Source organism: Candidatus Accumulibacter sp. ACC007, assembly GCF_907163205.1.
In the GTDB taxonomy this organism is placed as follows: domain Bacteria; phylum Pseudomonadota; class Gammaproteobacteria; order Burkholderiales; family Rhodocyclaceae; genus Accumulibacter; species Accumulibacter regalis.
Genome location: NZ_CAJQUD010000010.1, coordinates 126,813 through 139,911, shown reverse-complemented (window position 1 = coordinate 139,911; position 13,099 = coordinate 126,813). Strand labels below are relative to the sequence as shown.

12 protein-coding genes are annotated in these 13,099 nt (G+C 67.1%); 1 reads left to right on the top strand and 11 read right to left on the bottom strand.

The window, feature by feature from the left end; genetic code table 11:
• Positions 1–2: 2 nt before the first annotated feature.
• The 11 genes from QZ634_RS19810 to QZ634_RS19760 form a co-directional block, all read right to left on the bottom strand.
• Positions 3–176: a hypothetical protein gene (locus QZ634_RS19810; protein ID WP_291991220.1), complete on the bottom strand. Its 174-nt coding sequence runs from the start codon at positions 174–176 to the stop codon at positions 3–5.
• An 11-nt stretch (positions 177–187) separates the two neighbouring features.
• Entirely contained in the window at positions 188–1,360 is a 1,173-nt protein-coding gene (locus tag QZ634_RS19805) for a hypothetical protein (protein WP_291991219.1), read from the bottom strand.
• Positions 1,361–1,368: 8 nt separating this feature from the next.
• Positions 1,369–1,833 carry a phage tail protein gene (locus tag QZ634_RS19800; RefSeq protein ID WP_291991218.1) on the bottom strand — a complete coding sequence of 155 codons (465 nt, stop codon included), beginning with the start codon at positions 1,831–1,833 and terminating at the stop codon, positions 1,369–1,371.
• Positions 1,833–3,395: a phage tail protein gene (locus tag QZ634_RS19795; protein ID WP_291991217.1), complete on the bottom strand. Its 1,563-nt coding sequence runs from the start codon at positions 3,393–3,395 to the stop codon at positions 1,833–1,835. Before QZ634_RS19795 ends, QZ634_RS19800 begins: the two co-directional genes overlap by 1 nt.
• A gap of 76 nt (positions 3,396–3,471) precedes the next feature.
• Complete coding sequence (locus tag QZ634_RS19790) at positions 3,472–3,915, bottom strand: phage tail protein (RefSeq protein WP_043566786.1); 444 nt, start codon at positions 3,913–3,915, stop codon at positions 3,472–3,474.
• A gap of 17 nt (positions 3,916–3,932) precedes the next feature.
• Positions 3,933–5,690, bottom strand: coding sequence for a phage tail sheath subtilisin-like domain-containing protein (locus QZ634_RS19785; protein ID WP_291991216.1), 1,758 nt, complete (start codon positions 5,688–5,690; stop codon positions 3,933–3,935).
• 60 nt (positions 5,691–5,750) lie between these two features.
• Positions 5,751–6,554: a hypothetical protein gene (locus QZ634_RS19780; RefSeq protein ID WP_291991215.1), complete on the bottom strand. Its 804-nt coding sequence runs from the start codon at positions 6,552–6,554 to the stop codon at positions 5,751–5,753.
• Positions 6,551–7,138 carry a DUF4255 domain-containing protein gene (locus QZ634_RS19775; protein ID WP_291903147.1) on the bottom strand — a complete coding sequence of 196 codons (588 nt, stop codon included), beginning with the start codon at positions 7,136–7,138 and terminating at the stop codon, positions 6,551–6,553. Before QZ634_RS19775 ends, QZ634_RS19780 begins: the two co-directional genes overlap by 4 nt.
• Before the next feature lie 417 nt (positions 7,139–7,555).
• On the bottom strand, positions 7,556–7,813 hold the full coding sequence (locus QZ634_RS19770; protein ID WP_291991214.1) for a hypothetical protein: 258 nt from the start codon (positions 7,811–7,813) through the stop codon (positions 7,556–7,558).
• Positions 7,814–8,007: 194 nt separating this feature from the next.
• Complete coding sequence (locus QZ634_RS19765) at positions 8,008–9,003, bottom strand: sigma-54 dependent transcriptional regulator (RefSeq protein WP_291991213.1); 996 nt, start codon at positions 9,001–9,003, stop codon at positions 8,008–8,010.
• Positions 9,004–9,163: 160 nt separating this feature from the next.
• Positions 9,164–10,660, bottom strand: a complete 1,497-nt coding sequence (locus QZ634_RS19760) for a polysaccharide lyase (RefSeq protein WP_291991212.1) — start codon at positions 10,658–10,660, stop codon at positions 9,164–9,166.
• Between the two features lie 498 nt (positions 10,661–11,158).
• Between QZ634_RS19760 and QZ634_RS19755 the strand changes: the two genes are divergently transcribed.
• A complete protein-coding gene (locus tag QZ634_RS19755; protein WP_291991211.1) occupies positions 11,159–12,940 on the top strand; it encodes an asparagine synthase C-terminal domain-containing protein in 1,782 nt (593 codons plus the stop codon).
• Positions 12,941–13,099: the final 159 nt, after the last annotated feature.

Here is a 13,099-nt window from a genome sequence, read left to right as displayed (position 1 = left end):
TCCTAATCGACGTTCCATCGCTGGCGGCGCTCGTTGCGCAGGGCGAGTTCGCGCAGCGTCGCTTCGACCGCCTCGGCCTCGCGCGCGGCGTCAGGCGTAGGCGCGGCGCTCGACGACTGCGGCGCCTCCTGCTCCGGTCTGACCTCGGCCTGCATCTCTTCGATCATGATCGGCATGACTCGCTCCCTTATCCCTGGCGTGCGCCGATGACGAAGTCGGCGTCAGCGCTCACATTGACCTTCAAACCGCTGCCCCCCGCGTCGATCAGACGCCCGCCGACGGCGACCGTGCCGGCGCTGGAAATGCTTGCTGAGGCCGGCAACAGACTGGCCGCCGACAGCGGTCGCGAACTCACTTTGCTCTCCACCCGCAGCCCGGAGAAACCGGCACTTGCCGAAGCCCCGGCGCCCGCAGCGAAGGAAGCCGAGGCACTGCCACCCATACTCAAACCGGCGCCACCGCCAACGCTCAGCCCTGCCCCGCCGCCAATAGCCAGTCCTGCCCCACCGCCAACAGCCAGCCCAGCACCGGCGCCGACACTCAGTCCGGCCCCGCCTCCGGCGGCGAAGGCCGCCGCCGGCAGCAGGTTCGCGCTGCCTCCGGCCGATGCTGCCGCCGAAGCCGAAAAACCACCGCCCGCCGACGCCCCGATACCGGCTGAGAACCCGGCCCCGACCGACGCCCCGGCCGAGAAACCGACGCTTGCCGAAGCCCCTACCGCAAGTCCACCGCCGGCACCGAAGCGCAGGCTCGCCGCACCATTGGCGGCGGCGATTCCGCGTGCCGCGCGCGGGTCGCCGGCCTTGTTGGCCGCGCCCTGCGCACCACCGCGCGGGCCATCATCGTCGGCAATGACCACCGGCTCGGGGCCACGCACGTCATCCACCGAGGCCCGGTTGTTGCTGGTGCCGCCCTCGAAAGTGACGTCCTGACTCGACAGCGTCAGATTGATCGACGAGCGCAGCGGCAGGCCGCCGCTGGCGAAGAAATCGATCGTCTCCTTGTACTGCTCGACCATGCCGGTGAACGAGTACGCGCCCCAGCTGAACTTCACCACCGGCGGCACCTTCTTGCTCTGGCCCTCGGGTATGGGCTGCAGAAGTTTCGCCATCTCGTTGGTGGTGATGCGCACGTCCTCGCCGGTGCCAGTGGTGTCGAAGACGAGGTCCATGGTCAGCTTGGCCGTCGTCTGGCTGACGTACTGCTTCTTCTTGGCCCCCCGGCCCTCTTCCTTGAGGGTGTTCGAGACCGTGTGCTGCAGGCTGGCGGGATTGAAATGCACGCTCACCTGTACGCTCGGACCGGTCATCGTCTCGAAGGTAGCGGGCGCCTCGGCAAGCTGTGCGGGGAATTCGGGCATGGCCGGCCTCAGCTAACGAGCACCAGGCCCTCGTGGGCCAGATGCAGTTCCTCGATGCCGATCTCGCTGCCCTTGGCATTGAGGTCGGCGGCCTTGAACTTGACCGGCAGCGCACGCCGCAGCGCCCAGGCGACCACCGCCTGGTCGGCACTGTTGCGCATCTCGATCTCGACGTGCAGGCGGTAGGCGTAGGCGCCGCCTGCAACGCTGGCGAACCAGTTCCACAGGTCGCGGGTGTCGGTCATGCCGCGTTTGAGAACGACGGTGGCGAAGCTCACCTGGCCGGCCCGCTGCACCGCGCCGTAGTTGCTGCCGCCGACCTTGATCACCTTGGGTTCCATGGTCGCTTCGAGCCCGGTGCACTCGGAGAACGCACCGCGGCACAGCGGCACGCTGGTGCCAGTCGGATTGGCCAGCGCCTGCTGGCTGAAGCTGACCTGGAAGCGGAAGACGTGCAAGGGGATGTCGTTCATCACGCCACCTCGCGCAGCGCTTCGGCGGCGCCACCACCGGTGAGGTCGAGCACCACCCTGATACGCTCGACCGCCGCCACCGGCAGGATGCTGACTTCGGCGCGCAGGCGGCCGTTGTCGAGATCGGTCTGGCTCATGGTGCTGCGGTCGCAACGCACGCTGAAGGCCTCCTCCGGCGAAGCCCCGCCGAGAGCCCCCTCTCGCCAGAAGGCGGTCAGCAAGTGCCCGAGGTTGCGCTCGATGCGCTGCCACAGAGCCGGCCCGCTGGCCTCGAAGAGGGCCGCTTCGCCACTGCGCCGGGCAGCACGCAAGATCGCCCCCAGCAAGCGGCTGACACCGCCGGCACGCCAGGCTTCGTCGGCGCTGGCCGTGACATCCGAATGCAGCGCCCAGCCGACAGGCGAGGGCGCGATCACGCACACCCGCCGCGCGAGGCGGTCGGACGGCGTTTCGGCGATGCCGCTCCAGGCAAGCACGGGCTCGCTGCCCGAAACCGCGGCAAGAGGCGTGCCGGCGAGCGAGCGAAAAGTGCCCCTCGCCAGCGCATTGAGCGCCAGCAGGCCGGCGAGCAGGCCGTCGGGCGCTTCGAGCGCGCCAGGCAGGTCGGCGCTGTGGGCGGTTCGCAGCCACGGCCAGGCCAGTTGTACGAAAGCGCTGGCCGCGGCGCGACCGGCATTGGCTCTATCGGGTGCGGCGAGCACGCTGGCGTTTTCGAGGTAACTGTGGAAATCGGCCTGCGCCCAGGCGTCGGCGTTGCGCGCGTTGGCCATCGGCAGCGGCAGCGCGGCAACGAGCAGCATCTCGCGGTGCTGCCGGGCAAGACGCTCGCGAACCGTGCCAACGGCGTTGCGCCAGGCGATGAAAGCCTCGTCATCCGCACGCGGCGGCGCCAGATCGCGCAGACCGACATCCTGCTCGACCGCTGCCGCGGCGTTGCTCGAACAGTCGACGAAGACCTCGGGCGAGTTGGGCGGCTCGACCTCGACATCGACGATCGTCGCTTCGGCCGCGCAGATATCGGCCAGGTCCGGCAGGCACAGCAGCGTCACTTCGGGAAGGCCGGAGAGATGACCAATGCCGATCCAGGTCGCCGGATCCATCGGGCTGGCAGCGGTCGCCAGCAACGCCGCCAGCCGCGTCGCACGCTGTGCCGCACGATTTCCGGCGGCCTCGATATAGGGCCAGGGATCGCCGCAGCGAACGATCAAGGCACGGCGCCCGCCATTGGCAAAGAAGCTGCGCACCGCAGCGCCAAGATAGCTGGTGCAGCGCCGCTCGCTGCTGCCGACAGCCCCCATGACCGGCCGCCTGTCCCAGGCAAACAAGGCATCGAAGGCGTTCCAGCTGTCGACCACCACCGGCAGCTGCAGCAAGGCCTCGACCTCCGCAGGCGGCCGCGCCCACGGCCCGGCGATCCAGCGTGCCTCGGCCAGGGCCGTACGCACGCCGGCCGGCAGGACGGTCGCCCGTCGTCCGACGTAGCCCACGAAACAGGCCACATCGACCCGGTTCGGATCGGGGGCAACCGCCGGCGGCGCCAGTTCGAAGGACAGGCCGTTCATGCGCCTTCCCCCGCGAAGAAGCCAGGTTCATGCGTTACCGTCGGCAGACGTGTGCGCATCATCGCAGCCGTCTCGCCTAGGCCTGGATCTCGAAGCCTTCGGCGGCCAGGACGATCTCTTCCATCGCCACGTCGCCACCGCCCTTGCCGGCCAGGGTCGGACCGGTGTACTTCATCGGGATGCAGCCGCGCAACAGCCAGGTGCGCACCGGATTATGGGCTTCGTCGAGCAGCGTCACGGCGACCGTCTTCTGCGCCGCCGGACCGGCGGTGCGCGTTTCGTCGAGCCACGACCACAGGCTGTCGAAGTTGACGATGCCGCGCTTGAGGGTGACGTCACTGACCTTGTGCACGCCGGCCACCTTGCGCACGTGATTTTCCTTGTCGTTGCCGGAGCGGTATTCGGCGACGGTGACCTCGGTACCGATGCCGGAAACGTCGGAGAAGCCGCCAAACTCTTCGCCGCCGTCGAAATTGACGACGAAGTTGAAGGCGCCATAGGGTGTGATTCGCTCAGCCATGGTTCAGTCCCCCTCGCTCAGGCACGGGCATCGGCGGTTTTCTGGCCGATGCGGAAGATGACGAATTCGGCCGGCTTGATCACCGCCACGCCGATCAGGCAAACCAGGCGACCGTTGTCGAGGTCGTTCTGGGTCATGGTGCTGCGGTCGCAGCGGACGAAGTAGGCCTCCTCGGTCTTGGTCCCGAGCAGCGCCCCGTTGCGCCATTCGTTGTAGAGGTAGTCGGAAATCGTCTGCCGCACGTTGGCCCACAGGCGCTCGCCGTTGGGTTCGAACACCGCCCACTGCGTGCCGCGGTCGATCGACGACTCGAGGTAGTTGAAGTAGCGGCGCACGTTGACGTACTTCCACTCGGGGTCGGACGAAGCCAGTCGCGCGCCCCAGACACGGAAACCGCGCCCCGAGAGGTAGCGCAGGCAATTCACGCCGACCGGGTTGAGCATTTCCTGCTGGGCGAAGTTGATGTCCAGCTCGAAGCGCAGTGCGCCGCGGACCACTTCGTTGGCCGGCGCCTTCCAGACTCCGCGCTCGACATCGTTGCGCGCGTAGATGCCGCTGACGAAGCCCGAAGGCGGCAGTGCCAGCTCGCGCGGGATGTCCTCGCGGCCGGGCCGGGCGAGCGGGTTGGGCACCACCACCCAGGGGTAGTACACCGCCGCGTAACGCGAATCGATGAGACCGCGCAGGGTACGCGCCTGTCCGGGGGTCTGATCGCGCGGCAGGTCGAGTACCGCGATGCGGTAGGCGCGGCGCGACTCGGCGTGCGAGATGACGACGTTGTTGATCGCCTGCGCCTCGGCGTAAGCCGAGGAACCCGGCGCGGCGACGATCGAGATATCTTCGAGGCCGGACAGCTCGCCGAGCGCCAGCGCGTAGTTGGCAGCGACCGGCGCGGCACCATCGAGCCCGCCGATCAGCGCGACCACCCGCTCGAGTTCGCCGGCGGCGTTGGTGACCGCGCCGGCAAACAGGGCGTTGCGCAGCTCGAGGGCGCTGACGTTGGCGCCGATGGTGATGGCGAACATGTTCTGCAGGTGATCGGCGCGACGCGCCGGGGTGGCCGACATCACATGCCCGACCCAGGTCGGATGGCCGCGATCAAAGCCAAGACCGTCGAAGCTCAGGTCGTCGCCGTCGGCGTCGATGGCCACCACCAGCAGGCTGACCATGCGCGGCGTGTCGGCAGCCAGCACGGTCGCCACCTCGGCGGCAGCGCTCGGGTCGGTGGCTGGATGCCAGTTGTTTCCGACCTTGACGTGGAAGGCCGTGCCGGCGCCGGCGCCGGTGACCAGCAGGCTGCCTGTCGGCGCGTTGGCCATCGCCGTCACCGCCACCGGGGCACGTTGCTCGCGCACCACTACCTGCCCATTGCCGATACTGCCCGGAAAACGCGCGACGAAATGTACCGCCTCGTCGGCCGCGGTGCCATCCGCGCTCACCTGACCGCTGGCCGTTGCCGCCCCCGCGCCGACTGCGCGCGAGACGTAGAGCCGCGAACCGCCCTCGTTGTAGAACGCGCGCACGGCGTGGGCAAGGTAGTTGGTGTCGGGCGAGGGTCCGGAAAGCGCCAGGTCCGAGATGCCGCCGTAGATGCGCTCGAAGTCGCCGAAGCTGGTGAGCAGTTCGGGCACCTCCTGATCGTCGGTATTGGCGCGGAACGGCCCCTTGCGGGTCGGCCCCACGAACGCCGTAGTGCTGGTGCCCACGCCCTCGATTGACTTGGCGCGGAAGCTGGTTTCCTCGACATAGACGCCGGGAGCTAGGTACTCGGGCATGGCAGGTCTCCTTCGATCGAGCGTGCCGGGCCATGGATGCCCGGATTTCGGACCCTCTGCCTACGGCAGATCAAGGCCCAGGTTGAGATTCAGGGCGCCCCGCGCGGCGAGGCTGACGTTCTGCTGCGTCGTCGCCAGGGCCGCACGACGGGTTTCGAGATCAGCCGGGTCCACCAGCGGCGTCACCACCGGCTGACGACCGGCACGGACATCGACGATGGGCGTGCGCGTACCCAGTGCGGGGTCGAAATAGACTTCGACGATGGCCGCGATAGTGGTCACCACCACCGCATCCTCGTCCTCCGACCAGGTGGTCACCGGTACGCCGACCACCGGCACCAGGGCCTCGCCACGCCAGTCACTCATGCCGCGCGCGAGCACCGCCGCGCCCGCCACCACACGCAGCAGCGCGCCACCCAGGGCTGCGCCGTCGGCGTTGTCGGTGATGCTCACGCGCACGGCTGTCCAGTTGGTCCCCAGCCCGGCAGCGGCGCTCGGATAGAGCGGAATGTCGACCGCCGCAAACAGCGAATCCACACCCGCCGCCTGCGGGTCGCGCGGCAGCGCGAGAGTGGCCAGTCGCGGCAGATAACGCCCGGCGGGATCGCGCAGCGTGATCGCCAGCTGCTCGCTGCCCGGCGCAGGCAGCGCCGGGGGCGCCGCGAAAGCGGCGGCGTGCGTGGCCAGACGCGACCATTCGTGGATCACGTAGAGGCCACTGCGATTGCGCGCGATGCGCGCGCCGGCAGCGGAGGCTTCGAGCCGCCCGCGCAGAGCGATGCCGGTCGTTCCGTCGACCGCCCGCAGGGCGCCGAGCACGCGCCATTCAAGGCGCTCCAGTTCGTGCAATGCAGGCACCCTCACGACGCCTCCTCGCCGAAAGCAAAGCGCCCGCTGAGCACCGGACGGAACTGCGCGTCGTCACTTTCCGGGTCGATCCGCACCAGCCTCGCGACGTAGGACACCGACAGTCGATAGGAAGGCGTGACGGCATCCCAGATGCGCATCAGGTCCTCGGTCGCCAACTCGGAGGGAACGATCTGGATGACCTCGTCGCTTGCCCATCCGGCGTCGGGAGTCAGCGACGAGGCGTCGAGCACGGGGAACTCATGCAGTTGCCGCAGCGCCCAGGTGAGCGCCACCTGCTCGTCCTGCGGGGTCATTCCCCAGCTGCTCATGAGGTAGTGCAGATCCAGACCGAGGGGTACCAGGCGACTGTCGGAAGCACGCAGATGCGCGCTTTGCCGCGAGTGCTCATTCACCGACAGGCGATAGAGAAAGAGCGTGATGCGGTTGCGCTCTTCGCCGTCGCCGGCCAGTTGTCCGGCGCTCACCAGTTCGAAATCGCAGGCCGGCAACGCTCGCCCACCGATCTCCGCCGGGTAGGTGTTGCGCAGGAAAGTCGCTATCGAACTTCCCACCGAATGCACCGCGAATACGTTTGCCATCCGTTTGCCGTCGTCCTCCCGTGGGAAATCACCTGCTGCACGGGCCGCTTTGTCGCACGCCCGGCAACGCTCTGCCCTGTTTTTCTCAAGGACCTTGCCAATCCCCTGCAGCAAGGCTCGTGCCAGCTCCGGCGGGCGGGTTAAGCGCATGTATCCGAAGATGTTTCTGGAAGAGCTGGCCAGAGCGCGGCGGGCTACATGGGTCTGCGCCTACCCACGCCGGAAAGACGCCGGACACGGCACGCTTGTCGTCAACCGTGCGGCTGGCCGCCTGCCATGGCGCCAATAGCGTTGGCCAGCACGGCAAGTGATTGATCTAACGGCAATGGGTACGCAGTGACCCGGGCGGGTCCGCTTTGCCCCACCCGGCACGCGCCAGATGGGGCAGATCCTTCCCTGGCGTCAGAGAAAAGCGCGCTATTGGACGGGGGAACTTCGGGAGGCCTTGTCGGCACGCAAATAGACGACGTGCCGGTCGGCGTTTTCGCGCCGACGCACCAGGCCTTGCGCCAGCATGCGCAGGAGAGCCGCTTCGACGCACCGGGTGTCGACACGCCAATGCCTGGGCAGCCACCACTCGCAGATGCCATCGACCGTGTCGGCAGCATCCGGATGGCTGTACAGGTAGCGCAGGATGGCGTCTACCACCTCGCTGAGGCGTGGCTGCGGCTGCATCGCTTCCTTTCCCCGAGACGACACCCATCCGTAAGCAATGTTCGTGCTATGGGAAATACACGCCTGGCAATCGGCAGCCGCAAGCGCTGGGGAAAGGTGTAAGGGGGAGAGGAGCGACGATCAGCGTCACCCCGGCAAGTCAGCTGCCGCAGCGCGGCCTGCTGCGCGACGCGGTGGGAACGGTCGAACGCCGTTCAGCTGTGGCGGAAATTTTCCGGTGCGATGCCGTGCTTCTTGAGCAGCTTGCCGAGCGCGCGCCGCTCCTTGCCGGCCAGGCGGGCGGCGCTGGAAACGTTGCCGGCGCTTTCCGACATCAGGCGCAGCAGCTGGCCGCGCTCGAACGCCTGCAGCACCTGCTGCTTGGCTTCATTGAAATTGAGTGTCGTCGGGCAGGCCAGACGGCGATCGGGCTGCTGTCGGCGGTCGCTGTCCGGCGCTGTTTCGCGGACCCTGATTTCCGGCTCCTCACAGAGCAGGAACTCGCGCTGGATTCGATTCTGCAGTTCGCGGACATTGCCCGGCCAGGCGTAGCCCAGCAGCCAATGCACGGTATCCGCGTGCAGCTCCTTGACCGCCAGGTGGTATTGACGGGCCGCTTCGGCAACGACGTGCCGCGCCAGGAGCACGGCGTCCTGCCCGCGCGCGCGCAGCGGCGGCACCTGCAGTTCCATGGCCGCGAGCCGATAGTAGAGGTCGGCGCGAAAAACGCCCTGGTCGATCGCTTGCGACAGATCGCTGTTGCACGCGGCAACGACACGCACGTCGGCCTTTTCGATCAGGCTGCCGCCGAGACGGCGGTATTGACCATCCTGCAGGAAGCGCAGCAGGCTGACCTGCGCCTTGGCGGTCAGCGTATCGACTTCGTCGAGGAACAGGGTTCCGCCCTCAGCCTGCGCGATCAGGCCGATCTGGCTCTCGCGGGCATCGGTGTAGGCACCCCTGGCGTGTCCAAAAAGCTCGTTTTCCACCAGATGATCCGGCAATGCGCCGCAATTGACCGGGATGAATGGTCCATTCCGGCGTTGCCCCTGATAGTGAATGGCACGCGCCGCCATTTCCTTGCCGCTGCCGGTTTCGCCGCTGATCAGGACGGTGGTGTCGTAGCGCGCCACCCTGGCGAGAATCGACAGCATCTCCTGGAAAGCAACGGATTCGCCAATAAAACCATTGTCTTTGGGCAAGCTGCTCATCGTCGGTCTCCCTGTAGAGACGCTGGCGTACGCGCCGGATGCATCGCAGTCAAGCGGTCAACTTAGCAAACGACCTCGACCGCGGTCCAATCAACTCTGTGAATGCTTGCCGCAACGACAAGCGACGCAGCCCGCCCAATGATGCCCGCACGCGCCGGTCTTACTTGCCGGCCCCCGCCGCCCCGCCGGGCCTGGCGGCGAGCGGGCCGATGTAACGGCGCGCCACGACGACGTTGTCGATGTACAGATGCTGGTCGTAAGGTGAGCGAGCGACGCCGCCATGGAAGACGTTCAGCCATGCGCTTTCGATGTGCAGGCGATCAACGGTTCGCATGCGGATCTGCTGACGCTCGAGCAGCAGACGCCCGTCGACCCAGACGCGAAACAGTCCGTCGGCTGCGCCGGGTTTGTTCAGGCGCACCTGCTGTTCGATCGAGTACCAGCGATTGCGCTGCAGAAGAGCGCCGGGCCAGACCCAGGTTTCGCCGTAGGCACTGGTCATGTCGGCATGGTAGGCGTAGGTCCCCAGCTGGGTCAGTCCCTGCAGCGGATGGTCGCTGGCGAAGGCGCGTCCGAAACTGCCACGCAAGGACCAGCCGTTGGTGCCGTCCGAACGCCTGCCGCCCCAGCCCGCCGTCCCGTAGGTACCCGCCAGGCCGGGCATTTTGCCGGCTTCGACGGTCGGATCCCAGTCATCACCCAGACGCAGATAGTAGCGAAAGTACAGCTCGTCCGGTTCGCCGCCATGATCCTTGAGCAGGAGCCGCAGATCGACGCCAAGGTTGTCGCCTTTCTTGACATTGACGCGCAAGGCACTCCCAACGAGCGGTTCGAAGTGGCGCGCCGAATCATCGCCGACGACGTCGAACTCACCCGCCGAATCCTTGGCCCAGGCCCAGCGCCAGCGCAGCCACTCGTCGAAGCCGGCGGCAAAAACGACGTCGGGGTGGCTCTCGATTCCCTTGTCGGCCGGATAGTCGGCGGCCAGGCCGACGCTCACCGGCGGCGCCGGGAACGCCGGCACGGCGATTTCGAAGACGCCGATGCGCATCGCTCCACCGCCTGGCGCAGACGCGCTCGACAACACCAGTTGAGCGCGCTTGAGACGGCTGCCCGAGAGCTTGGCTGGCAACTGGAACTGCAGCAGGGCAGGGACTGTCCCGAAGACCGTCAGGGTCTCGGAACGACCCAGCGGGCGGTAGGTCGAGCAGTCGAGGTGGGTATCGGCGATCGGCTTGAGCAGTTCGCGACGACCATCGGTGAACTCCAGGGCGAGCATCGGCCAGTCTGCAGGGCTCTTGGCTTCACGGCTGAGGAAGATCGCGAAACCCGGCCCCGAGACCGAGCGCAAGAAGAAGCTGGCACGACTGACACCGGCGTCGGCCCACTGGCGAACCAGCCCCGTCACATCCCACAGGGTAGCGCGTGCGCCAGGCGCCTCCTCGGCAAACGGAGCATCACCGTGCAGCTTGCCGCGCGCGTCCCGCCAGTCGCCTCCACGTCGCTGCCAGGCGAGGGAACCGGTGAGAAAATTCGCGCACGATGCGCCCTCTTCGCCCTCGTAGAGAACCCGACGCTCCGACAGCTCGTGCGCCGCAGGCAGGGCGGCACCGCCCGCTGCCGCATCAGCGCGCCCGGCGGCCTGAAACAGCGCCACGAAGGCCAGCAAACACAGGCTTGTCTGAACAACGCCAAAAGCAGCGCAAAAGGATCTCACTGTCGACCACCATGGAAAAAAGTTCTTCGACGGGCGCATCTGTCACTCGCAGCCTGGCCTCCCGCCTCCCTGCGCCCCTGCTGGCCCTATCTTCGAGGCTGCGCCATTTGCTTGTCAAGCCGCGGAAGCGGCCACCGGCGAGCCGCCAACCGATGGCCGGTTCGTGGACCAGCTGCGCACTGATTGGCGCGCAGTGAAATCTCGCACAGCGCAAGGCGTCACGGTAGCGTAGCATCCGCCTGTCGATGATCAGCGGCAAGCGAAACGAACGCGCTGTTGACGACCCGTCGACCGGCAACCTACGCTTGCCACCGCTGTTTCACCGTGCGTGCACCTCGCCTGAACAGAGCATGGCCGCCAGCAGCTGCACATCCGCGCCAGTGAAGCGCACGCGGCACCCTTCGCCAACACTAACCAACCGCCTCGAGCCGACATCGCATGAAAGACAAACTCTCCGGCCAGCTTGACCTGACCAGCCTTTTCGACCCCGGCGCAGCACCGGCCATGATCAAGACGCTCACCCTGCGCGGAGACCATGTCGCACGCGACGACGACGTCGTATGCGCGGTGATCGGCACCCCCACCTTCGGGGACAGTGCTGCCAGCGCATCGGCGCCGGCTGCGGGCATTGCCAGCGAACTGCTCAAGGGCTGGCGCACGCACGGGGTCGAGGTGGCGGCGCGGATTCACGGCGCCTATGCGCTGGCAATCGTCGACGCGCGCCGCGAATGTGTTTTTCTGGCGGTAGACCGCTTCGCGATCCAGACCCTGTGCTATCGCGCCGACGCGCAGACCCTGGCCTTCTCGGATCGTGCCGATTGCGTTCACGGGGGCGGCGACGAGCTCGACCCGCAGGCCATCTTCGACTACCTGTACTTTCACATGATCCCGGCACCGCGAACGATCTTCAAGGGCGTGCGCCGGCTGCCGGCCGCCAACGGCCTGCTCGTCGACCGCCAGGGCGTGCGCGAGATACGCCACTGGCCGCTGCGTTTCGACGAGCACCACCGGCAGCCGTTCGAAGCTTCGCGCGACGCTTTCCGCAAGCTGATCCGCGATAGCGTCAGCGAAGAGCTCGTCGGGCAGTCGCGCGTGGGAGCATTCCTCTCCGGAGGCACCGACAGCTCGACAGTCGCCGGCATGCTCTGTGACGTCACCGGCGAGGCGGCACCCGCCTACTCGATCGGCTTCGCCGCCGACGGCTACGACGAAATGGAGTATGCCCGCCTGGCGGCGAAGCACTTCGGTTGCCAGCACCACGAGTACTACGTGACCCCGGCTGACCTGCTGGCCAGCATCCCGGCTGTCGCCCGGCATCACGACCAGCCTTTCGGCAACTCATCGGCCCTGCCCGCCTACTATTGCGCCAGGATGGCCGCCGCCGATGGCTGCAGCAAGATGCTCGCCGGCGATGGCGGCGACGAGCTCTTTGGTGGCAATTCGCGCTACGCGACGCAGCGCCTGTTCGAGTTCTATCAATCGCTGCCCGCCGGCCTGCGCGCGCGCATCGAACCACTGTGCTCCGACGACAGCGTCCTGCGCCGCATCCCGGGTCTCAAGCAGGCGACCGGCTATGTTCGTCATTCGCGCATACCGATGCCCGATCGCCTGCAGAGTTTCAACCTGATCATGCAACTCGACCCGGCGCAGGTGCTGACTGCCGATTTTCTCGCCCAGGTCGATCTCGGCGAACCGTCGCAGCACATGCAGGCGACGTGGAGCGAATGCCGGGCGCCCAGTCTGATCAATCGCATGCTGGCCTACGACTGGCGCTACACGCTGGCCGACAGCGATCTTCCGAAAGTGCGCGGAGCGACCGAGATGGCCGGACTGGCCGTCGGCTACCCCCTGCTCTCCGAGCGCCTGACCGATTTCTCGATGGCCCTGCCGGCCAACTGGAAGCTGCGCCGCCTCAAGCTGCGCTGGTTCTTCAAGGAAGCACTGCGCGGCTATCTGCCGGACAAGATAATCAGCAAGTCCAAAAAGGGCTTCGGCCTGCCCTTCGGGGTGTGGGCGACGCACAACCCGGCGCTCAAGCAGCTCGCCGAGGATTCGCTGCACAGCCTTGCCAAACGAGGAATCGTACGCGCCGACTTCATTGCCACGCTGCTCGGCGAGCACCTCCCCGCACACCCCGGCTATTACGGCGAGATGGTGTGGATTCTGACCATGCTCGAGCAGTGGCTGCAGGGCCGGGACGCACAGAAGACCGGCGAGTAGAGCCGCTGGCGGCAGTTTTCCCGCCGCCGAGGATGAGCGCACCGTCAATTGTCGACACGGCGTTATAATCGATTGACTTCCCGGTCGCGCTAACCAACACCGAGACATGGCGAATGCAGACCTGCGCATGAAACCATCCAGCCACGCAAGCTCCCACCA

Coding starts and splice junctions, on each gene's coding strand:
- QZ634_RS19810 (WP_291991220.1), bottom strand. CDS start 176: ATGCCGATCATGATCGAAGAGATGCAGGCCGAGGTCAGACCGGAGCAG.
- QZ634_RS19805 (WP_291991219.1), bottom strand. CDS start 1,360: ATGCCCGAATTCCCCGCACAGCTTGCCGAGGCGCCCGCTACCTTCGAG.
- QZ634_RS19800 (WP_291991218.1), bottom strand. CDS start 1,833: ATGAACGACATCCCCTTGCACGTCTTCCGCTTCCAGGTCAGCTTCAGC.
- QZ634_RS19795 (WP_291991217.1), bottom strand. CDS start 3,395: ATGAACGGCCTGTCCTTCGAACTGGCGCCGCCGGCGGTTGCCCCCGAT.
- QZ634_RS19790 (WP_043566786.1), bottom strand. CDS start 3,915: ATGGCTGAGCGAATCACACCCTATGGCGCCTTCAACTTCGTCGTCAAT.
- QZ634_RS19785 (WP_291991216.1), bottom strand. CDS start 5,690: ATGCCCGAGTACCTAGCTCCCGGCGTCTATGTCGAGGAAACCAGCTTC.
- QZ634_RS19775 (WP_291903147.1), bottom strand. CDS start 7,138: ATGGCAAACGTATTCGCGGTGCATTCGGTGGGAAGTTCGATAGCGACT.
- QZ634_RS19770 (WP_291991214.1), bottom strand. CDS start 7,813: ATGCAGCCGCAGCCACGCCTCAGCGAGGTGGTAGACGCCATCCTGCGC.
- QZ634_RS19765 (WP_291991213.1), bottom strand. CDS start 9,003: ATGAGCAGCTTGCCCAAAGACAATGGTTTTATTGGCGAATCCGTTGCT.
- QZ634_RS19755 (WP_291991211.1), top strand. CDS start 11,159: ATGAAAGACAAACTCTCCGGCCAGCTTGACCTGACCAGCCTTTTCGAC.